The sequence below is a fragment of the Paracoccus thiocyanatus genome, from assembly GCF_900156255.1.
In the GTDB taxonomy this organism is placed as follows: domain Bacteria; phylum Pseudomonadota; class Alphaproteobacteria; order Rhodobacterales; family Rhodobacteraceae; genus Paracoccus; species Paracoccus thiocyanatus.
On sequence record NZ_FTMK01000030.1, the window covers coordinates 1 to 20,622 of the forward strand.

At 67.4% G+C, this 20,622-nt stretch carries 19 protein-coding genes; 11 read left to right on the plus strand and 8 right to left on the minus strand.

Annotation, left to right across the window (positions count from 1 at the left end):
• Window positions 1–228: 228 nt before the first annotated feature.
• Window positions 229–876 (minus strand): hypothetical protein, encoded by a 648-nt coding sequence (locus tag F3H32_RS15675; RefSeq protein ID WP_188128685.1) that lies wholly within the window; start codon window positions 874–876, stop codon window positions 229–231.
• Between the two features lie 263 nt (window positions 877–1,139).
• On the opposite strand from F3H32_RS15675, the gene F3H32_RS15680 reads away from it, so the two are divergent.
• The 3 genes from F3H32_RS15680 (at window position 1,140) to F3H32_RS15690 (ending at window position 3,930) form a co-directional block, all read left to right on the plus strand.
• Window positions 1,140–1,391, plus strand: a complete 252-nt coding sequence (locus F3H32_RS15680; protein ID WP_149766643.1) for a hypothetical protein — start codon at window positions 1,140–1,142, stop codon at window positions 1,389–1,391.
• Window positions 1,392–1,468: 77 nt separating this feature from the next.
• Window positions 1,469–2,302: an SDR family oxidoreductase gene (locus F3H32_RS15685; protein ID WP_223191495.1), complete on the plus strand. Its 834-nt coding sequence runs from the start codon at window positions 1,469–1,471 to the stop codon at window positions 2,300–2,302.
• A complete protein-coding gene (locus F3H32_RS15690; protein ID WP_149766644.1) occupies window positions 2,299–3,930 on the plus strand; it encodes an alpha-amylase family glycosyl hydrolase in 1,632 nt (543 codons plus the stop codon). Before F3H32_RS15685 ends, F3H32_RS15690 begins: the two co-directional genes overlap by 4 nt.
• A 23-nt stretch (window positions 3,931–3,953) precedes the next feature.
• Here the strand turns inward: F3H32_RS15690 and F3H32_RS15695 are convergent, their stop codons facing one another.
• A complete protein-coding gene (locus F3H32_RS15695) occupies window positions 3,954–4,331 on the minus strand; it encodes a response regulator (RefSeq protein WP_223191496.1) in 378 nt (125 codons plus the stop codon).
• A gap of 328 nt (window positions 4,332–4,659) precedes the next feature.
• Between F3H32_RS15695 and rpsB the strand changes: the two genes are divergently transcribed.
• Both rpsB and tsf read left to right on the plus strand, forming a co-directional pair.
• Window positions 4,660–5,460 (plus strand): 30S ribosomal protein S2, encoded by an 801-nt coding sequence (rpsB, locus tag F3H32_RS15700; protein ID WP_149766646.1) that lies wholly within the window; start codon window positions 4,660–4,662, stop codon window positions 5,458–5,460.
• Between the two features lie 94 nt (window positions 5,461–5,554).
• Window positions 5,555–6,445 carry a translation elongation factor Ts gene (gene tsf, locus F3H32_RS15705; protein WP_149766647.1) on the plus strand — a complete coding sequence of 297 codons (891 nt, stop codon included), beginning with the start codon at window positions 5,555–5,557 and terminating at the stop codon, window positions 6,443–6,445.
• Between the two features lie 52 nt (window positions 6,446–6,497).
• On the opposite strand, the gene F3H32_RS15710 is transcribed toward tsf, so the two are convergent.
• The 5 genes from F3H32_RS15710 to F3H32_RS15730 form a co-directional block, all read right to left on the minus strand.
• Window positions 6,498–7,379 (minus strand): helix-turn-helix transcriptional regulator, encoded by an 882-nt coding sequence (locus tag F3H32_RS15710; protein WP_149766648.1) that lies wholly within the window; start codon window positions 7,377–7,379, stop codon window positions 6,498–6,500.
• Between the two features lie 390 nt (window positions 7,380–7,769).
• The gene (locus tag F3H32_RS15715; RefSeq protein ID WP_149766649.1) at window positions 7,770–8,645 is read right to left on the minus strand and encodes a hypothetical protein; all 876 of its coding nucleotides are present in this window, start codon (window positions 8,643–8,645) and stop codon (window positions 7,770–7,772) included.
• A gap of 123 nt (window positions 8,646–8,768) precedes the next feature.
• Entirely contained in the window at window positions 8,769–9,755 is a 987-nt protein-coding gene (locus tag F3H32_RS15720) for a GGDEF domain-containing protein (protein ID WP_149766650.1), read from the minus strand.
• Window positions 9,752–10,321 carry a heme NO-binding domain-containing protein gene (locus F3H32_RS15725; protein ID WP_115755350.1) on the minus strand — a complete coding sequence of 190 codons (570 nt, stop codon included), beginning with the start codon at window positions 10,319–10,321 and terminating at the stop codon, window positions 9,752–9,754. The genes F3H32_RS15720 and F3H32_RS15725 overlap by 4 nt, the downstream gene beginning before the upstream one ends.
• Window positions 10,322–10,356: 35 nt before the next feature.
• Entirely contained in the window at window positions 10,357–12,525 is a 2,169-nt protein-coding gene (locus F3H32_RS15730) for a ComEC/Rec2 family competence protein (protein ID WP_223191497.1), read from the minus strand.
• 122 nt (window positions 12,526–12,647) lie between these two features.
• On the opposite strand from F3H32_RS15730, the gene gltX reads away from it, so the two are divergent.
• The 3 genes from gltX to F3H32_RS15745 all read left to right on the plus strand — a co-directional run bounded on the left by gltX (window position 12,648) and on the right by F3H32_RS15745 (window position 16,235).
• A complete protein-coding gene (gltX, locus tag F3H32_RS15735; RefSeq protein WP_149766651.1) occupies window positions 12,648–14,054 on the plus strand; it encodes a glutamate--tRNA ligase in 1,407 nt (468 codons plus the stop codon).
• A 54-nt stretch (window positions 14,055–14,108) separates the two neighbouring features.
• The gene (gene gltA, locus F3H32_RS15740) at window positions 14,109–15,401 is read left to right on the plus strand and encodes a citrate synthase (protein ID WP_115755780.1); all 1,293 of its coding nucleotides are present in this window, start codon (window positions 14,109–14,111) and stop codon (window positions 15,399–15,401) included.
• A gap of 180 nt (window positions 15,402–15,581) precedes the next feature.
• Window positions 15,582–16,235 (plus strand): SDR family NAD(P)-dependent oxidoreductase, encoded by a 654-nt coding sequence (locus tag F3H32_RS15745; RefSeq protein WP_149766652.1) that lies wholly within the window; start codon window positions 15,582–15,584, stop codon window positions 16,233–16,235.
• A gap of 74 nt (window positions 16,236–16,309) precedes the next feature.
• On the opposite strand, the gene F3H32_RS15750 is transcribed toward F3H32_RS15745, so the two are convergent.
• Window positions 16,310–17,743 carry a cobyric acid synthase gene (locus F3H32_RS15750; RefSeq protein ID WP_149766653.1) on the minus strand — a complete coding sequence of 478 codons (1,434 nt, stop codon included), beginning with the start codon at window positions 17,741–17,743 and terminating at the stop codon, window positions 16,310–16,312.
• Between the two features lie 69 nt (window positions 17,744–17,812).
• Here F3H32_RS15750 and secG point away from each other — a divergent pair, with 69 nt between their 5' ends.
• The 3 genes from secG to F3H32_RS15765 all read left to right on the plus strand — a co-directional run bounded on the left by secG (window position 17,813) and on the right by F3H32_RS15765 (window position 20,599).
• Window positions 17,813–18,310, plus strand: coding sequence for a preprotein translocase subunit SecG (gene secG, locus F3H32_RS15755; protein WP_149766654.1), 498 nt, complete (start codon window positions 17,813–17,815; stop codon window positions 18,308–18,310).
• Between the two features lie 148 nt (window positions 18,311–18,458).
• Entirely contained in the window at window positions 18,459–20,102 is a 1,644-nt protein-coding gene (locus F3H32_RS15760) for a CTP synthase (RefSeq protein ID WP_115755783.1), read from the plus strand.
• 47 nt (window positions 20,103–20,149) lie between these two features.
• Complete coding sequence (locus F3H32_RS15765; RefSeq protein ID WP_149766655.1) at window positions 20,150–20,599, plus strand: hypothetical protein; 450 nt, start codon at window positions 20,150–20,152, stop codon at window positions 20,597–20,599.
• Window positions 20,600–20,622: the final 23 nt, after the last annotated feature.

Here is a 20,622-nt window from a genome sequence, read left to right on the forward strand (position 1 = left end):
CCATGCGGTCCGAAAAGACCGATACATCCTTTGAGGCCATGATCTACGCTGTGGCAGCCCTGATCAACTCACGATGAATCTCAACAGACCCTAGACCGCTTGGGCGTCGCGCGGCGCAGAAGCTAGGCCCGGCATCATCGTCATACCACCGGGGCGACCGCTGATTGCACCGGCGGCGGGCGTCCCGCAAAGGGATGCGCGAGGCCCCGATTCGATCCCGCAGTGCAGTTACATCTGGTCCTGGATCGCCGCCTCGATCCGCCGCCGCTTGCGCCGCGACCGGATCTGGCGGGCGTGAAGGTCCCTGGGCAGAAAGCGCATCTGCCCATCCTGCACGCAGACCATGAAGCGGCGGGTGGCGGCGGCGACGCGATTGTCCGCCGCGGTGATCGCCGCCACGGTGATCTCGATTTCGCGAAGCTCCCGCGGGTCCAGCCGATCCGGCGTTCTAAGGCGGGCGCGTTCGATCAGGTCCATCACGCTGCCCAGCTCGACATAGTCGCCGCTGCAAAGCGGGCCCTGCAACGTCGCCTCGCGCGCCGAACTGCGCTGGTCTTTGGCAAGCTCGGTGCGGTCGGCGACCGAGGTGATCCGCTCTCCGTCCGCGGCCCAGCGGGTCAGCAGGACCTCCAGCAGGTAGATCGGCTCCAGCCCAAGATTACTGACAAGCACGCAGGCGCTTGAATCGCGCGCGCCGCCAAGATTGATCAGGATCTCGGTCCGGCGCTGGCGGCGCAGCCCGGCCAGGATCGTGTGCAGATAGACCAGCCAGATCATCGCCGTGAGCGCGGCCATGCTTGCCTGGATCAGCCCGCTGTGCTGGGCCAGCCATGATAACACCTCGCGCCTCCGAACCTGTGCGTTGCGCGTCTTCAACCGGCCGGGGCAGGCGATGTTCCATGGCAGGGCGGGCGGGCCAGCGGCCGCCGGTCGGGACGCGGCCGGGAACAACCGGGGCGCTGGCTGGTTGAATCGGCCGCAGCGCCGCGTGGCAGGCGTGGCGCGCCGGCGGCCCCCGCCCCGGCAGGTTCCTGCCCGACGGCAGCGCATCGCTGCCCGGCCCAGACAGCACATGGATGCCCGGCAGGCATCCCGGATCGCCGAGCCCCCGCCCGGCGCACAAGACGGAGAAAACCGACATGGCCGGCAACAAGACGCATGAACAGCAGCTTCGCATCATCGAGAAGCGCGTGGACACCAGCAATGCCGACAAGGACTTCGATCCCCGCCCCGACCTGGAGGCGGCCGAAAAAGGCGGCGGCCGGGTCGAAGAGACGCCCGAGGCCGAGCGCGAGCCGCTGACCCCCGCCGATGGCAGTCCCGGACCGCGCGGCCTGAACCAGGAAAGCCAGCACCACAAGAACCGCGGCACGCCCAAAGACCAGAAGTGATCCGCAGCCGCAAAGCCAACCCGACCGAGGAGCAGAAAATGCAGGAAGACCCGCAAAACAAACACGCACAGCCACCGATGCCCGAACAACAGCAGGACATGCCCGGCTATACCGGGCAGATGGACCCCCGGCCGGACCATGGCGAGGACAGCTATCGCGGCAGCGAGCGGCTGAAGGATCGCGTGGCCATCATCACCGGCGGCGATTCCGGCATCGGCCGCGCGGTCGCCATCGCCTTTGCCCGCGAAGGCGCGGATGTCGTCATCAACTACCTGGAAGAGGACGAGGACGCCCAGGACACTGCCCGCTGGGTCGAAAAGGCCGGGCGCAAGGCGGTGCTGGCCAAGGGCGATGTCTCGGACGAAAGCTTCGCCCGCTCGCTGATCGGCAAGGCGGTGGATGAGCTGGGGCGGCTGGATATCCTGGTCAACAACGCGGCCCATCAGGCCACCTTCGAACGATTCGAGGACATCACCTCGCAGGAATGGGACCTGACGTTCCGCACCAACATCTATGCGATGTTCTACCTGTCGCAAGAAGCCGTGAAGCACATGAAGCCGGGCTCGACGATCATCAACACCTCGTCGATCAACGCCACCAGCCCCTCGCCGACGCTGCTGGCCTATGCCACCACCAAGGGCGCGATCGCGAACTTTACAGCGGGGCTGGCCGGGCTGCTGGCGGACCAGGGCATCCGCGTGAATGCGGTGGCGCCGGGACCGATCTGGACGCCGCTGATCCCCTCGACCATGCCGCCCGAAAAGGTGCGCAATTTCGGCAAGAACACCCCGCTGAAGCGTCCGGGGCAGCCGGCGGAACTGGCGGCGACCTATGTGCTGCTGGCCTCGGCCGAGTCGAGCTATACGACCGGCGCGCTTTACGAAGTCACCGGCGGGCGGCCGATGATATGACGGAAGCCGACCCACGCACCCTGCCCGGCCCGTCATGGTGGCGGACCGGGGTGATCTATCAGGTCTATCCAAGGTCGTTCCAGGACAGCGACGGCGACGGCGTCGGCGATCTGGCCGGCATTCGCGCGCGGCTGGACCATCTGCTGTGGCTGGGGGTGGATGCGATCTGGATCTCGCCCTTCTACCCCTCGCCCATGGCCGATTTCGGCTATGACGTTTCGGATTACTGCGACGTGGACCCGATCTTCGGCACGCTTGCGGATTTCGACGCGCTGGTGGCCGACGCGCATGGCAAGGGGCTGCGCATCATCCTGGACTTCGTCCCCAACCATACCTCGGACCAGCATCCATGGTTCCAGCAATCGCGGCGCGCGCCGTCCGATCCGCGCCGCGACTGGTATATCTGGCGCGATCCGGGTCCCGATGGCGGGCCGCCGAACAACTGGATCAGCAATTTCGGCGGCAGCGCCTGGACCTGGGACGAGACGGCGGGACAATATTACTATCACGCCTTCCTGGCCCAGCAGCCCGACCTGAACTGGCGTAATCCACAGGTGCGCCAGGCGATGCTTGACGCCATGCGCTTCTGGCTGGACCGGGGCGTGGACGGGTTTCGGGTCGACGTGATGTGGCACCTGATCAAGGACGACCTGTTTCGCGACGATCCGCCCAATCCCGCCTGGCGCGAGGGGGATGCCGATATCCGCCGCATCCTGCAACTGCATTCGACCGACCGTCCCGAGGTCCACGAGGTGGTTCGCGCCATGCGCCGCACCGTGGACGCCTATGGCGACCGGCTGCTGATCGGGGAAATCTACCTGCCGCTGGAGCGGCTGATGGCCTATTACGGCGAGGATTTGCAGGGCGCGCATTTGCCTTTCAACTTCCAGCTCATCAAAAGCGCCTGGAACGCCCCGACCATCGCAGGGCTGATCCGGGAATACGAGGCGGCCCTGCCCGAAGGCGGCTGGCCGAACTGGGTGCTGGGCAATCACGACCAGAAACGCATCGCCAGCCGGGTCGGTTCGGCGCAGGCACGGGTGGCGGCGATGCTGCTGCTGACCCTGCGCGGCACGCCGACACTGTATTACGGCGACGAGATCGGCATGCAGGACAGCGAGATCCCAACCGACCGGCTGCGCGACCCCTGGGCCTTGAACGAGCCGGGGCTGGGCGTCGGCCGCGACCCGCAGCGCACGCCGATGCAATGGTGCGACGCGGGCGGCGCGGGCTTCACCAGCGGCGACCCCTGGCTTCCGGTGCCCCAGGACCTTGCCGGGCGCACGGTCGCCGCGCAACGCGACGACCCCGGCTCGTTGCTGCGGCTCTATCGCGACCTTCTGGCGCTGCGCCGCAGCATGCCGGCGCTGACGCAGGGCAGCCTGCGCCTGCTGGAGGCCAAGGGCGAGTTGCTGGCCTATGAGCGCCTGGCCCAGGGGCAAAGGCTGCTTGTCGCGCTGAACCTTGGCCCCGATCCGGTTCAGCTTGTCCTGCCCGCCGCAAGCCCGGCGGTCCGGCCGCGCTTTTCCACCGACCCGGCCCGTCCCCTGGCCGGCCCCGCGGCCGAGCGCGATCAGGTGCGCCTGGCCGGCAATGAGGGGCTGATCCTGGAATGCCTGGACGCCTGACCGCTGTTTTCGGCCCCGTCGCATCATCCATCCCCCGAGGCGACGACGATGCGCAGGGTTTCGACCAGCCGGGCATGATCGAACGGCTGGGGCAGCCAACCCGCGGCCCCGGCCTGGCGGGCGCGCGCCTTGAGTTCCGGCGTGGCCGAGACCGCCATGACCAGGATCGGAATGTCGCGCAGCCCCGGCTGTTTCCGAACCGCCTGGATAAAGCTGAAGCCGCAGATCCGCCGCATGTTGATGCCGGTCAGGATCGCGTCCACCGGCTGGGCTTGCAACAGCGCCAGCCCCTCGGACCCGTCGCGGGACTGTCGCACCACCATTCCCGCCGCCTCCAGCGCCGTGGCGACCCCCTGGCGCAAGGGCCGGTTTGCGTGCTGGACCAGCACCGTCAGCGCCATGGCCAAGCCCGCTGCCTTCGTCCTGCCGTCATGCCGCCCGCGACCATCCGCTGCCTCCGATTCCAAACGGTTTCGTGCAAGATCGCGCAGAAAGATTAAGCTTCGGTTGATCCCAGGACGGAATGCGCCGCATATTGCGCCTGCCCCAGGCAAATTCCGGCGAAACCGACGCATTTTCTGCCGACAGGACTTGCATTCTGGCGGGGATGGGACTATTTCGCGCGCACTTCACAGGCGGGGATCGGGCCGCGGAGGGAGACATCCTTCGACGGTCCACCGGTTGGGGCAAGACCCTGAAACCCCCGCCCAGGCGCAAACCGGAAAGGACATGGACATGGCGCTTCCCGAATTTTCCATGCGTCAGCTGCTTGAAGCTGGCGTTCACTACGGCCACCAGACGCAGCGCTGGAACCCCCGCATGGCCGAGTTCATCTATGGCCAACGCAACGGCATCCACATCGTCGACCTGACCCAGACCGTGCCGATGCTGGATGCGGCGTTGCAGGCCGTGCGCAACACCGTCGCCAAGGGCGGGCGGGTGCTGTTCGTCGGCACCAAGCGCCAGGCGCAGAAAGCCGTCGCCGACGCCGCCGAAAGATCGGCGCAATACTACATGAACCACCGCTGGCTGGGCGGCACGCTGACCAACTGGAAGACCGTTTCGCAGTCTATCCAGCGCCTCAAGGCCCTGGACGAAACCCTGGGTTCGGGCGCCGAAGGCCTGACCAAAAAGGAACGGCTGCAAATGGAGCGCGAGCAGGCCAAGCTGCAAGCCTCGCTGGGCGGCATCCGCGAGATGGGCGGCCTGCCCGACCTGCTGTTCGTCATCGACGTGAACAAGGAAGACCTGGCCATCGCCGAGGCGAAGAAGCTGGGCATCCCCGTGGTCGCCGTGGTCGATACCAACTGCTCGCCCAAGGGTGTGGACTACATCATTCCCGGCAACGATGACGCCGCCCGCGCCATCGCGCTTTACTGTGATCTGGTCAGCCGCGCCGCGCTGGACGGCATGACCGCGCAGATGGGCGCTGCCGGCGTGGACCTTGGCGCGCTGGAAGCCAGCGTCGAGGAAGACCTGGCCGCCGAACCGGCCCAGGGCGAGCCCACCCAGGAAGCCGCCGAAGCCTGATCGGCCGCCTCGGCCGAGCCGCGCGGCAGGTTACGCAACATTCATCAGGCGGGGATAAGCCCCGCCTGACGCATTGAAAGCAAGGAGATCCCCGATGGCTATCACCGCTGCGATGGTGAAAGACCTGCGCGAAACGACCGGCGCGGGCATGATGGACGCCAAGAAGGCGCTGACCGAAACCAATGGCGACATGGAGGCCGCGGTCGACTGGCTGCGCACCAAGGGGCTGGCCAAGGCGGCCAAGAAATCGGGCCGCGTCGCCGCCGAAGGGCTGGTGGGCGTCGCCGTCCGCGCCGGCCGCGGTGTTGCGGTCGAACTGAACTCGGAAACCGATTTCGTCGCCAAGAACGCCGATTTCCAGCAGCTCGTGCGCGAAATCACCAATGTGGCGCTGGATGCCGCGACCGATGTCGAGGTGCTGAAAGCCACGCATCTGAACGGCCGCCCGGTCGAAGAGGTGCTGACCGAAGCCATCGCCCGCATCGGCGAGAACATGACCCTGCGCCGGATGCACGCGCTGGAAGGCGACACCGTGGTGTCCTATGTCCACAACGCCGCGACCGAAGGCATGGGCAAGATCGGCGTGCTGGTCGCGCTGAAAGGCGATGCCGCCAAGGCGCAAGAGATCGGCAAGCAGATCGCCATGCATATCGCCGCGACCAACCCCGCCTCGCTGGCCGAGGCCGACCTGGACCCGGATCTGGTCGAACGCGAAAAGTCCGTGCTGACCGAACAGGCGCGCGAATCGGGCAAGCCCGATGCGGTGATCGAGAAGATGATCGAAGGCCGGATGAAGAAGTTCTTCGAAGAAGTGACGCTGCTTGGCCAGAAATTCGTCATCAACCCCGACATCACCGTCGCGCAGGCCGCGTCCGACGCGGGCCTGGAAGTGACCGGCTATGCCCGCGTCGTGGTCGGCGAGGGTATCGAGAAGAAGGAAGAGGATTTCGCCGCCGAGGTCGCCAAGACCCGCGCCGGCGCCTGATCCTGTTCCTGGCAAGCGCCTGCCGCTTTGGGCGGGCGCTTGCTTTGCCGGCCTAGCCGTCGGGACCCGGCCCGCGCGGCGGCCCTTCTGTAAAGGCCGCATCTGGCGTGGCGCCCCAAGGCTGCGCCTGCCCGGTCTCAACGCCTGCGGCACGGGTTTCTCCAGCAGGCGGCGGCTGCGCCCCTGCCGGCAGGAAGATCAGCTTGCGGCTGGCGGCCAGCAGGATGGCCTGCGCCGTGGTCTTGGCACCCAGCGCCTTTCGCGCCAGCCGCAGGTGCTTTTCCACCGTCGCCGGCCTAAGGGCCAGGATCGCGGCGATTTCCTGGGTGGTGTGGCCGACCGCGATACATTCCAGCACCTCGCGCTGGCGCAGCGTCAGCATGCATTCCTGCGGCGCTTGCGGCAGCGTCGATATGCGCAGATGCATCAGCCCGCTTAGCGCGACGACGACGCGCCCGTGACTGGCCCAAAGCTGGTCCAGTTGGTCCTGGCGCATGCCGATGGCGCCGCCGAGAATCAGCCCGGCGCGGATATGGTCCACCTCGTTGCCCAGACCGATGGCATAGCCGGAAACATGGCCGTGGCGCATGAAGATGTCCGCCGCCGCCTGTTCCTGCGCGGGCAGCCGGCCGGCCAGCCGGCGCCGCTGCATCCAGGCCCAGCTTTCCCAGCCGCCGTTCTGGGCGAGCCAGGAATACATCGGCGCGCTTGCCAGCAGGTCCTGCGCGGCAAGTTCTTGCATCAGATGCGGCGGATAGCTGGACAGCAGCAGGCCGTCGTCCAGCATCCGGTTGCAGCACGACGTCAGGGCGCGCACCGAACGATAGCAGACATGGGCAAAGCCAAGTTCGGCCAAGCGTGCGCAATAATGTTGCCACAGCGCCTGGGCCGAGCGGGCGGCAAGAATGGCCTCGGTATCCTTCAGCATTTCCATATCGACCGAACTCTTCCCCTAAAATCACTTGGAATAAATCGAACGGCTACCAAAGCCTTTTGAAAGAATATTGCCAAGAACGCCCGCGGATCAATCCACCTGCGAAGCTTTCCCCGCCGCCACGGTGTTCATTTCAAGAAAAACCCTTGAAACAACCATCATATAGCAGAAGATCATGAATGGGTCGTAAATGCCTGCGCCTTTTGCGCCGCAATCGGCGGGCCGCCGGGCTATTGCCCCCGGCCACACGCAGAGATTGTTTTTAATAAATCAATTTCAACTGTATAATATGAAGCCGCGCCGGGAATGCCGTGGCTTTGCATCGGGACTAAGTCCGCCGATGGCGGGTAGGGCGCGAAAGATCCGCCCGCCACGCCGCCGCCAGGCAGGTTATGGGGTCAGGAATTCGACCCCCGGCAGCGCGGCGATCTCGGCGATGTCGGCCTCATAGGCCGCGGTGACGCGGTCCACCCGCTGCTGGGTCCAGCCGGGCAGGTTCAATTCGACCTCGATCTGGTCGGGCTGGGCATAGCGTTCCAGCGCCGCGGCAAAGATGCGGCGGCGGCTGGCGACGGTCAACCGCTCTTCCTGCGCCATCGCCTCGCGGATCATGCTGATACCGTCGGGATGCAGGATATCGCCCAGGATCTGCAACCCCGCCTTGAGCGGCACGTCGGCCGGCATGGTCGAGATGCGGCGCACCACCTCGGGCCAGATCAGCGAGGTGTCCTCGTGACACCACAGAACCAGCCGCCGCCCCGGCAGCGTGGCCAGCATCCTGCGGATCGCGGGCCCCCAGCGCAGGGATTCGGGATCGACCCCGCCCATCAGCTCGCCATAGCTGCCGCTGCCTTCCTGGGTCAGGATGAAGGAAAGCAGCGTGGCCGGGTTCTTCAGCGCCAGGAAGAACTCGACCTCGGCGCTGGGAAACAGGTTGGCAAGCGCCGCCATCTTGTCGCCGGCGCTGGCGTAAAGCCCTTCGGCCGAGATGGCGCGGGTCGCCCGGCCCAGAAAGGTCGGCGTGCTGCAAATGATGCGCTGCGGATGGTCCGAATCCAGGATCGCATCCAGCATCACCTGTTCCATCTCTGGCGTGGCGCAGCCGCCCCGCAGCGCGGCCAGCGCCTCGTTGAAGACCTCGCGATGCCGGTTCGGCGTCACCGGCTCGATCCCGTGATGCAGCAGCCAGTCGCGGTTCTGCAACAGGGTCTTGACCATGCGATAAAGATCGGTGCCGTGCGCGCCGCAATGAAAGACCACCTGCATGGATCAACAACTCCTGACTCGTTTTCCGGGCACAGTAACCACCAATCCCGGCGGGGAAAACCTTATGTTGGCCAGCAGTTGCCCCGGATCGGGCGGTCATGCCGGCGCGGCCGATCGGCCGGGCTAGCGCATGGTGTCGCTCCACTGGACCACCCTGCCCCGGCCCGACAGCTTGGCGCGGTAAAGCGCCGCGTCCGCCATTTCGAACAGTTGGTGGGGGCGCGAGACCCCCGTGCCGTCGCAAACCGCAACCCCCATGCTGGCCGAAACCGCGCCGAAACCGGCGGAGATGCCGACCGAGCCCGCCCTGTCCAGAATCCTTTTGCCGATGGCCATCGCATCCGCTTCCGGCCGGGCGGCAAAGATCAGCATCAGGAACTCGTCTCCGCCGACGCGGCAGGCACGATCGTCCAGCCGCACCTCGGTTGCCAGGATCGAGGCGATCTCGGTCAGCACCCGGTCGCCTGTGGCATGGCCGAAGGTGTCGTTGATATCCTTGAAGCGATCAAGATCCAGATGGACCAGGGCAAAGGGCTTGCGGTGCCTTTGGTCGAAGGCCCTGGTGAAGACGATCTCGAAGCCGCGCCGGTTCAGCAAGCCGGTCAGCGGGTCGGTGATCGACAGGATCTGGGCGTTTTCCCGCGCCTCTTCAAGCCTGCTGTTGACGCGCGACAGCTCTTGCAGGGCGGCGCGGTTGGCCTCGTGCAGGAACAGGAACTCCATGGCCAGGTCGGACGGGGGGAAATCGGAATCGTTCAGGCCAAAGGTCTGCACCGCCGCCGAAAGGCCGATCCCGAAACCCAGGTCCAACAGGGCGATATCCGGCGAAAGCCGGACGCCATGGCCGCGCAACGCCACGTCCGGATGGTGGCGCATCTGCAAGAAGATGCGCTTGCCGCCGCCCAGCAGGGAAAACAGGTCGCCGGCAACCGGGCCGCTTCCCAGCCCGATGCCATTGGCCGGCACGAACGCCTCCTCCAGGCGGGACGCGCCCGCCAGCACCTTGGAAAGCGTCCTGCCGCGCGACAGGATCGTGCCCGTTCGGTCCACCAGCAGGTGCATCGGCACCAGTTGCGCCAGGCGGGGAAGATCGACCACCGTATCCTTCACCTCCGCCCCCCGGCCGGAGACAGTTCGAAGCCGCGCTTGTCAGAATAGTCGGGCAGCACCACCTCGATATCGATCCGGTTGCGCACGACCGATATGACGGCCAGCGCGCCGTAATCGTCCGCCATCACCCGCAGCATGCCGGCCAGGACCCGCATCAGGCCCGGCGCATGGGCATCGGCATGGATGCGGTAGCGGCCGGCATCCTGGGACAGGACGGCAAAGCCCGGAAAGGCCAGGTCCGGGATCACCAGCTCTACCCGCCCCGGCAATTCGCGCAACGATTCGACGAATTCCGGGAAGTTCGAGCCGCCGAACCGCAGCAGGCGGCGGATCTGTTCCTGGCAGCTTAGCCAGGCCCCGACGTCCTCCAGCAATTCCCCCACCGATTTCCCCAGCCGCCGCGCCGCGGCGATCACCATCGCATGCGTGACCCGGTCGGGGCTGGGTTCCCAAGTCAGGAAACCGTCGGGGTGGATGTCGACCTGGGCGGCGATCTTTTGCCAGGTGGCGTTTCCATAGCTGCTGCGCAGGAACGCTTCGAGGCAGCGATTGACAAGACCATGCATCTTTCTGGGCCCGATGTGGTGAATTGTTGCAGCCGTCAGTGCCAAAGCCGGCCCGGACCCGGCCTGTTGGCGAAAACCAGTTCCGGACCATGTTCGGTCAGCATGATCGCGGTTGCGCCGTGCCGGCGCAGGCGCGCCTGGTCCAGGACCAGGCAGGGGGCGGGATCATCCAGGGAAAGCGGGCGGTTCGCGACCAGGATGCCGCCTTCGCGGCAACGGGCCTGCGCATCCTGCACCGCCGCCTTGCCGGTCAGGTGCCGGATGCGCAGCCGCTGCCCGCCCCGTTCCAGGTCCGCCCAGCGGTCGGACGGCACGCCCTGCCACAGCGGGCGACCCGCCGCGGAGGCCTGGTCCGCCGGATCGCCATCCGCCTTTAGCCAGTTCGCGACGGCGAAGCTGCCGCCCTTGGGCTTTGACGGCGTCCGGCCGGCCGGGGTCAGCACCGCCGCCGCGTCCCCTTCGGCCGAGACCAGGATGTCGGGCCGCTGGGCGCCATGCCAGGACAGACCCGCCGCCGCCAGCAGGGCTGCCGCCACGGCGCGGCGCAGCACAAGCGCAAGGCCGAGGCCGCCGTCGGGACCGGCGCGCGGCAATGCCATCATCGCCCCGACGGCCATCAGCGGCAGCACGGCGCGCGGCGCGGCGGGCAGCAGGGCGACGGCGCCGTCCAGGTCGGCGATCCATTGCGCGACGGCCAGCATCCAGCCGGTTCCCAACCCCATCAGCCACAGCGCGGGCTGCGCCAGCCCCAAGGGCGCAAGCAGCGCCGCAAGCACGCCGCCGGGCATGACCAGCGTGCCGACCACCGGCACGACCAGCATATTGGCAAGAAGGCCGTATTGCGTCATCCGCCCGAAATGCGCCGCCGCGATCGGGGCCGTCGCCAGCCCCGCCACCAGCGAGGACAGCAGCAGCATCGCCACCGGCCGTCCCCACCAGGGCAGGTGCGGCGACAGCCTGAGCCAGGGTTCCTGCACCAGGATCAGCGCCACGGTGGCGGCAAAGCTCATCTGGAAGCCGGGCTCGGTCAGCGCCTCGGGGCTGAGGACCAGCACGATGCAGGCCGCGACCGCGACGGTGCGCAACGAAATCGCGCGGCGGTCCGCGATGATCGCCAAAAGCATCACCGCCACCATGATAAAGGCCCGCTCGGTCGCGACGCCGCCGCCCGAAAGCCACAGATACAGCGCCGAGGCGCACAGTGCCCCCGCCGCCGCCAGCTTGTGGACCGGCCGCCGGCGCAGGACGCCCGCCGCCTGCGCCGCCACGCCGCCCAGCCGCAGCGCGGCATAGACGAACCCCGCCAGCATGCTCATATGCAGGCCCGAGATGGAAATGATGTGATAAAGGTTCGAATCGCGCATGATCTGGTTGGTTTCTTCGGCGATGCCGGAGCGGTCCCCGGTCATCAGCGCCGCTGAAACCGCGCCGGCCTGGCCGCCGATCCGCTGTTGCATGGCGCCCGACAGCGACATGCGCAGGCGGTGCAGCGCCAGCAGGCCGGTCGCCGCCGGCGGCTCGACCGTCAGAACCGGGGCGCGCGCATAGCCGACCGCGCCCAGCCGTTCGAACCAGGCCATCCGGCGAAAGTCGAAGCCGCCCGGCTCGGACGGGCCGCCCGGCGGTCCCAGATGCGCCGTCAGCATCACCCGCTGGCCGGGCGTCGGCAGGTCCTGCGCCGTCAGCAGCGAGATCCGCACCCGTTCCGGCGTTCGCTGCGGCGAAACCTGGTGCAGCCGCACCTGGTCCAAAAGCAGCCGCATCCGGTCGCGAGACGAGCGGTCGATTCCGATCACCCGCCCTTCGACCGGGCCGTAATAGCGGAAATCCAGCACCGGCGCGGCGACGAGATGGCCGCGCCCGCCCATAAGGCCGGCCCCAAGCGCGACCAGCGCCAGCGCCAGCCCGGCCAGGCGCAGCCGATCCGCAGCGCCCCAGGAAAGCCGCCCCACCCAGGCCGGCCGCGTCGCCCCGGCGGGGATCGCCAGCCCGGCGCCCGCCGCCAGGACCAGCAGCGCATAAAAGCCCCGTCCGGGTTCGTCGGGCAACAGGAACCAGCCGCCGATGCCCAGCGACAGCCAGAACGGCACCCAGGGCAGCGGCCCGGCCCGAATGCTGACCGATGGCCGGGCCGCCGCCGCGCCATGCCGCCCCGCCCCGACGGCCGGCAGACCCGTTCGCAAAGCGTTCACCGATTCCGTCACCGAAACTTGTCCTTGCCGTGGCACTTGCTTATCTGTGGCGGCAAGATTGGCATGCCGACCCTTTCGAAAGGATTAACGGGCATGGCCGATGGCCCCGTTTTCTGAAACTGACCGGATTGCTGATGACTGTTTCCCGCCCCGTCGTGACCCGCTTCGCCCCCTCGCCCACCGGCTACCTGCATATCGGGGGCGCGCGGACGGCGCTGTTCAACTGGCTTTATGCGCGCGGGCGGGGCGGAAAGTTCCTGCTGCGGATCGAGGATACCGACCGCGCGCGTTCCACCCCCGAGGCGACCGAGGCGATCTTGCAGGGCATGCGCTGGCTGGGCCTTGACTGGGATGGCGAGCCGGTCAGCCAGTTCGCCGGCATGGACCGCCATGCCGAAATCGCCCGCGCCATGCTGGAAAACGGCTCTGCCTACAAATGCTTCTCGACCGCCGACGAGATCGCGGCCTTCCGCGAACAGGCCAAGGCCGAGGGGCGCTCGACCCTGTTTTTGTCGCCCTGGCGCGACGCGGATCCGGCCAGCCTGCCCGACCGCCCACATGCGATCCGGCTGAAGGCGCCGCGCGACGGCGAAACCGTGGTGCGCGACGCGGTGCAAGGCGACGTGACCTTCGGCAATGCGCAGCTTGACGACATGGTGCTGCTGCGCTCGGACGGGACGCCGACCTATATGCTGGCGGTGGTGGTGGACGATCACGACATGGGCGTGACCCATGTGATCCGGGGCGACGACCACCTGACCAATGCCGCGCGGCAGGTCCAGATCTATCTGGCGATGGGCTGGGACATCCCGGTCTTTGCCCATATCCCGCTGATCCACGGGCCGGACGGCAAGAAGCTGTCCAAGCGCCATGGCGCGGTCGGGCTGCACGAATATGCCGCCATGGGCTATCCGGCGGCGGCGATGCGCAACTACCTGGCGCGGCTGGGCTGGAGCCATGGCGACGACGAACTGTTCGACGACGCGCAGGCCAGGGCCTGGTTCGACCTGAACGGCATCGGCAAGGCCCCGGCCCGGCTGGACTTCAAGAAGCTGGAACATGTCAGCGGCTGGCATATCGCCCGCATGGAGGATGCCGAATTGCTGAAGGAAATCGCCGGTTTCCGCGCCGCGACCGGCGCGCCGCCGCTGTCCGAACACCAGATCGCCCGGCTGCGCCCGGTGCTGGACGCGTTGAAGGCCAAGGCGAAAACCCTGCCGGCGCTGCTGGACCAGGCGCATTTCGCGCTGATCGACCGGCCCATCGCGGTCGAGGAAAAAGCGGCTGCGGGGCTGGATATTGTATCCCGTGGTATACTGAAAGAATTGACTGCCGCGGTGCAGAATGCTAGCTGGGAACGCGACGAACTCGAGGCGGCGGCCAAGCAGATTGGCGAGTCGCACGGGCTGGGGCTGGGCAAGGTGGCGGCGCCGCTGCGTGCGGCCCTCGCGGGGCGCAGTTCGACCCCCAGCGTGTTCGACATGATGTTGGCGCTTGGCCGCGACGAAACGCTGGCCCGGTTGCAGGATCAAGCGGGCTGAGACCCGCGCCCATCACCCGGCCCGCGGGCCGGAGACAGGTGAAAGGAACTGGGAATGGCTGAAGGAAATACCGCAAGACTGCATCACGCGGGCAAGGATTACGACCTCGCGGTGCTGTCGCCGACGGCGGGGCCGGATGTGGTCGACATCCGCAAGCTTTACAGCGAGGCGGGCGTTTTCACCTATGACCCCGGCTTCACCTCGACCGCGTCCTGCGATTCGACGATCACCTATATCGACGGCGACAAGGGCGAGCTGTGGTATCGCGGCTACCCGATCGAGCAATTGGCCGCGCAATCGCATTACCTGGAAGTCTGCTACCTGCTGCTTTACGGCGAATTGCCGACCCCCGACCAGCTGGTCGATTTCGAGACCCGGATCACCCGTCACACCATGGTGCATGAACAGATGCACTATTTCTTCCGCGGTTTCCGCCGCGACAGCCACCCGATGGCGACCATGGTGGGCGTGGTTGGCGCGATGTCGGCCTTTTACCACGATTCGATCGACATCAACGACCCGGTGCAGCGCGAGATCGCCTCGATCCGGCTGATCGCCAAGGTGCCGACCATCGCCGCCATGGCCTATAAATATTCGCTGGGCCAGCCCTTCGTCTATCCCCGGAACGAGCTGGATTATGCCAGCAATTTCCTGCACATGTGCTTTTCGGTCCCGGCCGAGCCCTATAACGTCGATCCGGCCCTGGCCCGCGCCATGGACCGCATCTTCACGCTGCATGCCGATCACGAACAGAACGCCTCCACCTCGACCGTGCGGCTGGCCGGGTCTTCGGGCGCGAACCCGTTTGCCTGCATCGCCGCCGGCATCGCCTGCCTTTGGGGCCCGGCGCATGGCGGCGCCAACCAGGCCTGCCTGGAAATGCTGCGCCAGATCGGCAGCGTGGACCGCATCCCGGAATTCATCGCCCGCGCCAAGGACAAGAACGACCCGTTCCGGCTGATGGGCTTTGGCCACCGGGTCTACAAGAACTTCGACCCGCGCGCCAAGGTGATGAAGGAATCCGCCGACGAGGTGCTGGACCTCATGGGCGTCCACAACAACCCGACCCTGCAAGTCGCCAAGGAACTGGAAAAGATCGCTCGCGAGGACGAATATTTCGTCTCGAAGAAGCTTTACCCGAATGTCGACTTCTATTCGGGCATCATTCTTGAAGCGATGGGCTTCCCGACCTCGATGTTCACGCCGATCTTCGCGCTGTCCCGGACCGTGGGCTGGATCTCGCAGTGGAAGGAAATGATCGCCGATCCGCAGAACAAGATCGGCCGTCCGCGCCAGCTTTACATCGGCGCGCCGCGGCGCGACTACAAGCCGCTGGACGCGCGCTAGGCGCGTCGCGTCAGGACCAGAACCAGGAACGGCCCCGAAGCGTTTTCGGGGCCGTTCTGCTGTGCCCGGCCCCTATCGGGCCAAAGCGCAGGGCACCCTTGGGCAGGCAATGTGACGCAGCTTCGGCCGGCGCGGCGCAAGGGGCTTGCGCGCCGTCGCCAGCGGTGCGAAATCGTCGCCATGACCGAGCATGACAACATCGCGCTGATCACCGGCGCCTCGCGCGGCCTTGGCGCCGCTTTGGCCGAAACGCTTGCCGCGCGCGGCTGGCATATCCTGGCCGTCGCCCGCACCACCGGCGCGCTGGAAGAGCTGGACGACCGCATCCGCAAGGCCGGCGGCTCGGCCACGCTGGCGCCGATGGATGTGGGCGAGCCGCAGGCGATGGTGCAGATGGTCCGCTCGGTGGCAGAGCGCTGGGGCGGACTGGATCTTTGGGCGCATACGGCCATCCGGGCCGAGCCGCTGGCGCCCGCGGCCCATATCGACGCCAAGGATTTCCAGAAGGCGGTCGACCTGAACATCATCGCCACCCGCGGCCTTATCACCTTGATCGAGCCGCTGTTGCGCGCCCGCCAGGGCACCGCGCTGTTTTTCGACGACAAGCGCGGCGGGCAGAAATTCTTTGGCAATTACGGCGCGACCAAGGCCGGGCAGATCGCCCTGGCGCAAAGCTGGCAGGCGGAAAATGCGACGCTAGGCCCCCGCGTGGTCATTGCCGAGCCGGCGCCGATGCCGACCGCCCTGCGGGCCCGCTTTTTCCCCGGCGAGGATCGCGCCCGCCTGACCCCCTGCAAGGCCGAGGCCGAACGCATCCTGGCCGACCTGCTTTGACGCGCCGGCCGACCGGCCCCGCCTTTGGCGCGCCAGCGCGAACAGCTTAGCGGGCCAGCGCGAACAGCCGGTCCCTAGCGCGCCAGCGCGAACAGTCGGTCGATATCCAGATGCGCCTCCAGATGCGCGGCCAGCCGGTCCAGCACCGCCTCGATCCCCGCGCCGTATTCCAGCGCCGAGACCACGCCGAACTGCCCAAGCCAAGCGGCGCGGAACCCATCGTCCGAAAACAGCCCGTGCAGATAGGTGCCGGAGACGCGCCCGTCGGGGCTGGTGGCGCCGTCCGGCGCGGGAACATGCGCAAAGGGGCGGGCGCAGTCCGGCCCCTCGCTGCGGCCCATGTGGATCTCGTAGCCCTCGATCGGCTGGCCAAGCGCGGTGCCGCGGGATCGCACCAGCCGCTTGTCGGCCGCCATCCGGGTTTCCACGTCCAGAAACCCCAGGCCGGGCGTGCTGCCGGGGTCGCCGTCATGGCCGTCGGGATCGTGGACCCAGCGCCCCAGCATCTGGTAGCCGCCGCAGATGCCCAGGCACCGCCCGCCGCGGCGCAGATGCGCGGCCAGGTCGATGTCCCAGCCCTGCTGGCGCAGAAAGGCCAGATCGCCCCGCGTCGATTTCGTGCCCGGAAGGATGACCATATCGGCATCCCCCGGCAGCGCCCGTCCCGGCGGCACCATGGTCAGCCGCACCCCCGGCTCGGCCGCCAGCGGGTCCAGGTCGTCGAAATTCGCGATCCGCGACAGCATCGGGCAGGCGATGTGCAGCCCGCCCGCGCCGGCGGCGCGGCGCAGGTCCACCGCATCCTCGGCCGGCAAAAGCGCGGCATCGGCGAACCAGGGCACCATCCCCAGGTCCGGCCAGCCGGTGCGCGCGGCGATAAAGGCCCGGCCGGCATCGAACAGCGCGGGATCGCCGCGAAAGCGGTTGATGACAAAGCCGCGGATCATCGCCGCATCGGCCGGGTCGATCACCGCCTGGGTGCCGACGATCTGCGCGATCACACCGCCGCGGTCGATGTCGCCGGCCAGCACCACCGGCACATCGGCGGCGCGGGCAAAGCCCATATTGGCGATGTCGCGGGCGCGCAGGTTGACCTCGGCCGGGGAGCCCGCGCCCTCGACCAGCACCAAGTCATGCGCGGCGCTTAGCCGGGCGAAACTGTCCAGCACCGCCCCCAGCAATCGCGGCTTGAGCGCACCGTAATCCGCGGCCGCCGCCCGCGCCATCGCGCGGCCCTGCACCACCACCTGGGCGGCGCGGTCGGTTTCGGGCTTCAGCAGCACCGGGTTCATGTCCACCGAGGGCGCGATTCCCGCCGCCCGCGCCTGAAGCGCCTGCGCCCGGCCGATCTCGCCCCCTTCGGGGGTCACGGCGGCATTGTTCGACATGTTCTGCGGCTTGAAGGGCGCCACGCCGATCCCGCGCAGCCTGGCGACCCGGCACAGCCCCGCCACCAGCAGCGATTTCCCCACATTCGACCCGGTCCCCTGGATCATCAGCGCGCCCATGCCCGCCCCCGCTTGCCAATCCGCGCCTTGGTGACTAGATAGGCGCGTCGCTGATTGAAAGGCCCCGTGGTGGAAAACGTCGTTCTTACCGTGCACCTGATCCTTGCCGTGCTGCTGATCGGAGTGGTGCTGTTGCAACGGTCCGAAGGCGGCGGCCTTGGCATGGGCGGCGGCGGGGGCGGCGGCGGCGTCATGACCGGCCGGCAGGCGGCGAACGCGCTGTCCCGTCTGACCTGGATCTTTGCCATCGCCTTTATCATCACCTCGATGACGCTGACGCTGATTGCGGCGCGCAACGCCTCCAGCAGCTCGCTTGTCGACCAGTTGAACCTTGGGGGCAGCCAGCAGGCGCCGGCGACCAGCCTGCCCGGCATCGGCGACTATGCCCCACCGCCCGGCGCCGGCCAGCCCGTGGTTCCGGGCGCCAGCCAGCCCGTCGCGCCGCCCGCAGCCGCACCGGCGGCCGAAACCCCGGCCCCGGCCGCCGCCGTCCCGGTGACGCCGCCGGCCAGCACGCCCGCGCCGGATGCCCCGGCCCCCGAAGCGCCGGCACCGGCCGCTAACTGATACCACACCTTGGGGGCGCCTCAGGCGCCCCTTACAACAACTTGCGGTCCGTTGCGGCCACGGGACAAATCGGATATGAGTTGCCCCCCGTGATGCCGGCCAGATTCGGGCCGCGATCTTCTATTGGATTACTCACGGGGGTCCCTCGATGGCGCGTTACATCTTCATCACCGGCGGCGTGGTTTCTTCGCTTGGCAAGGGGCTGGCATCGGCGGCGCTGGGGGCGCTGTTGCAGGCGCGCGGCTTTACCGTGCGGCTGCGCAAGCTGGACCCCTATCTGAACGTCGATCCCGGCACCATGAGCCCCTTTGAACATGGCGAGGTCTTTGTCACCGACGACGGGGCCGAAACCGACTTGGACCTGGGCCATTACGAACGCTTTACCGGGGTTTCGGCGCGCAAGACCGACTCGGTCTCGTCTGGCCGGATCTATTCCAACGTGCTGGAAAAGGAGCGCCGCGGCGCCTATCTGGGCAAGACCATCCAGGTCATTCCGCATGTCACCAACGAGATCAAGGACTTCCTGGCCGTGGGCGAGGATGAGGTCGATTTCATGCTGTGCGAGATCGGCGGCACCGTGGGCGATATCGAGGGCCTGCCCTTTTTCGAGGCGATCCGGCAATTCTCGCAGGAACGCGCGCGGGGCCAGTGCATCTTCGTGCATCTGACGCTGCTGCCCTATCTGGCCGCCTCGGGCGAGTTGAAGACCAAGCCCACGCAGCATTCGGTCAAGGAACTGCGCTCGATCGGCATTGCGCCGGACGTTCTGGTCTGCCGCAGCGAACAGCCGATCCCGGAAAAGGAACGCGCCAAGATCGCGCTGTTCTGCAATGTCCGGCCCGATGCGGTGATCCCCGCCTATGACCTGAAGTCGATCTACGAGGCGCCCTTGGCCTATCATCGCGCGGGCCTCGACCAGGCGGTGCTGGACGCCTTTCAGATCAGCCCCGCGCCGCGCCCCGACCTGACCCGGTGGGAGGACGTGATGGACCGGCTGACCCATGCCGAGGGCCAGGTCCGCATCGCCATCGTCGGCAAATACACCCAGCTTGAGGATGCCTATAAATCCATCGCCGAGGCGCTGACCCATGGCGGCATGGCCAACCGGGTGCGGGTCAAGGCCGATTGGGTGGACAGCGAAAAGCTGGAGGGCGAGGGCGCGCATCTGCTGGACGGCTATAACGGCATCATCGTGCCCGGCGGCTTTGGCGAGCGCGGCACCGAAGGCATGATCGCCGCCGCCACATATGCGCGCGAAAAGAAGGTGCCCTATCTGGGCATCTGCCTAGGGATGCAGATGGCGGTGATCGAGGCGGCGCGCAACCTGGCCGGCATGCCCGATGCCGGCTCGGAAGAATTCGACCACGAGGCCGGCAAGACCCGCTTCACCCCGGTCGTCTATCACCTCAAGGAATGGGTGCAGGGCAATTATACCGTCAGCCGCAAGCTGACCGACGACAAGGGCGGCACCATGCGGCTGGGCGCCTATACCGCCGTGCTGGCGCCGGGTTCGAAGATTTCGGAAGTCTATGACGGCGCGCTGGAGATCGAGGACCGCCACCGCCACCGCTACGAGGTGGATGCCAAATACCGCGACCAGTTGGAAGGGGCGGGCCTGTGCTTTTCCGGCATGTCCCCCGACGGCCGGCTGCCCGAGGTGGTGGAATACCGCGACCATCCCTGGTTCATCGGCGTGCAGTCGCATCCCGAACTGAAATCCAAGCCGTTCCAGCCCGCGCCGCTATTCGCCGGCTTCGTCCGCGCGGCGATGGATAACGAACGGCTGGTCTGAACCGCCGCGGCGCGCCATAGTGTCGGGATCATTGGAGCGGTCCCGACATGCGCCTTGTCCCGTTATTCGCCCTGATCGCCCTGCCTGCCCTGGCGGATGCGCCGCTTTTCGTGCTGGACCAGACGCGCCTGCCTTTCGACCTGGGGCCGGGCGCGCCGCAGAACGCGCCGGCCAGGATCACGAATTCGCCCCATGCCGCGGCCAATTCGGCGGCAAGCCCGGCCAACAGCGCCGCGCGCTACGCCAACTCGCCCGGCAACCCGGCCAATGAAAAGCGGGTGATCTTTACCGCCGACGGCGCGGTCGTGGGTTATTATGCGCCCAATGGCGCCGGCACGCTGAACCTGTTCGACCTGGGCGGCAAGCGCGTCGCCTATCGCCCCAAAGGCAGCAAAAGCCTGTTTTCCGATGACGGCCGCTGGTGCGGCACGGTGGCGGATGCCAGCGGCGGCGGCTTTGCCTTTGGCATGATCCGCGACTGCGCCGGGCTGTTCTGACCGCCGACACCCAATTGTCACAT

Coding starts and splice junctions, on each gene's coding strand:
- gltA (WP_115755780.1), top strand. CDS start 14,109: ATGGCTGAAGGAAATACCGCAAGACTGCATCACGCGGGCAAGGATTAC.
- F3H32_RS15695 (WP_223191496.1), bottom strand. CDS start 4,331: ATGGCGCTGACGGTGCTGGTCCAGCACGCAAACCGGCCCTTGCGCCAG.
- F3H32_RS15750 (WP_149766653.1), bottom strand. CDS start 17,743: ATGGGCGCGCTGATGATCCAGGGGACCGGGTCGAATGTGGGGAAATCG.
- gltX (WP_149766651.1), top strand. CDS start 12,648: ATGACTGTTTCCCGCCCCGTCGTGACCCGCTTCGCCCCCTCGCCCACC.
- tsf (WP_149766647.1), top strand. CDS start 5,555: ATGGCTATCACCGCTGCGATGGTGAAAGACCTGCGCGAAACGACCGGC.
- F3H32_RS15760 (WP_115755783.1), top strand. CDS start 18,459: ATGGCGCGTTACATCTTCATCACCGGCGGCGTGGTTTCTTCGCTTGGC.
- F3H32_RS15725 (WP_115755350.1), bottom strand. CDS start 10,321: ATGCATGGTCTTGTCAATCGCTGCCTCGAAGCGTTCCTGCGCAGCAGC.
- F3H32_RS15680 (WP_149766643.1), top strand. CDS start 1,140: ATGGCCGGCAACAAGACGCATGAACAGCAGCTTCGCATCATCGAGAAG.
- F3H32_RS15715 (WP_149766649.1), bottom strand. CDS start 8,645: ATGCAGGTGGTCTTTCATTGCGGCGCGCACGGCACCGATCTTTATCGC.
- F3H32_RS15710 (WP_149766648.1), bottom strand. CDS start 7,379: ATGGAAATGCTGAAGGATACCGAGGCCATTCTTGCCGCCCGCTCGGCC.
- F3H32_RS15765 (WP_149766655.1), top strand. CDS start 20,150: ATGCGCCTTGTCCCGTTATTCGCCCTGATCGCCCTGCCTGCCCTGGCG.
- F3H32_RS15685 (WP_223191495.1), top strand. CDS start 1,469: ATGCCCGAACAACAGCAGGACATGCCCGGCTATACCGGGCAGATGGAC.
- F3H32_RS15745 (WP_149766652.1), top strand. CDS start 15,582: ATGACCGAGCATGACAACATCGCGCTGATCACCGGCGCCTCGCGCGGC.
- F3H32_RS15690 (WP_149766644.1), top strand. CDS start 2,299: ATGACGGAAGCCGACCCACGCACCCTGCCCGGCCCGTCATGGTGGCGG.
- rpsB (WP_149766646.1), top strand. CDS start 4,660: ATGGACATGGCGCTTCCCGAATTTTCCATGCGTCAGCTGCTTGAAGCT.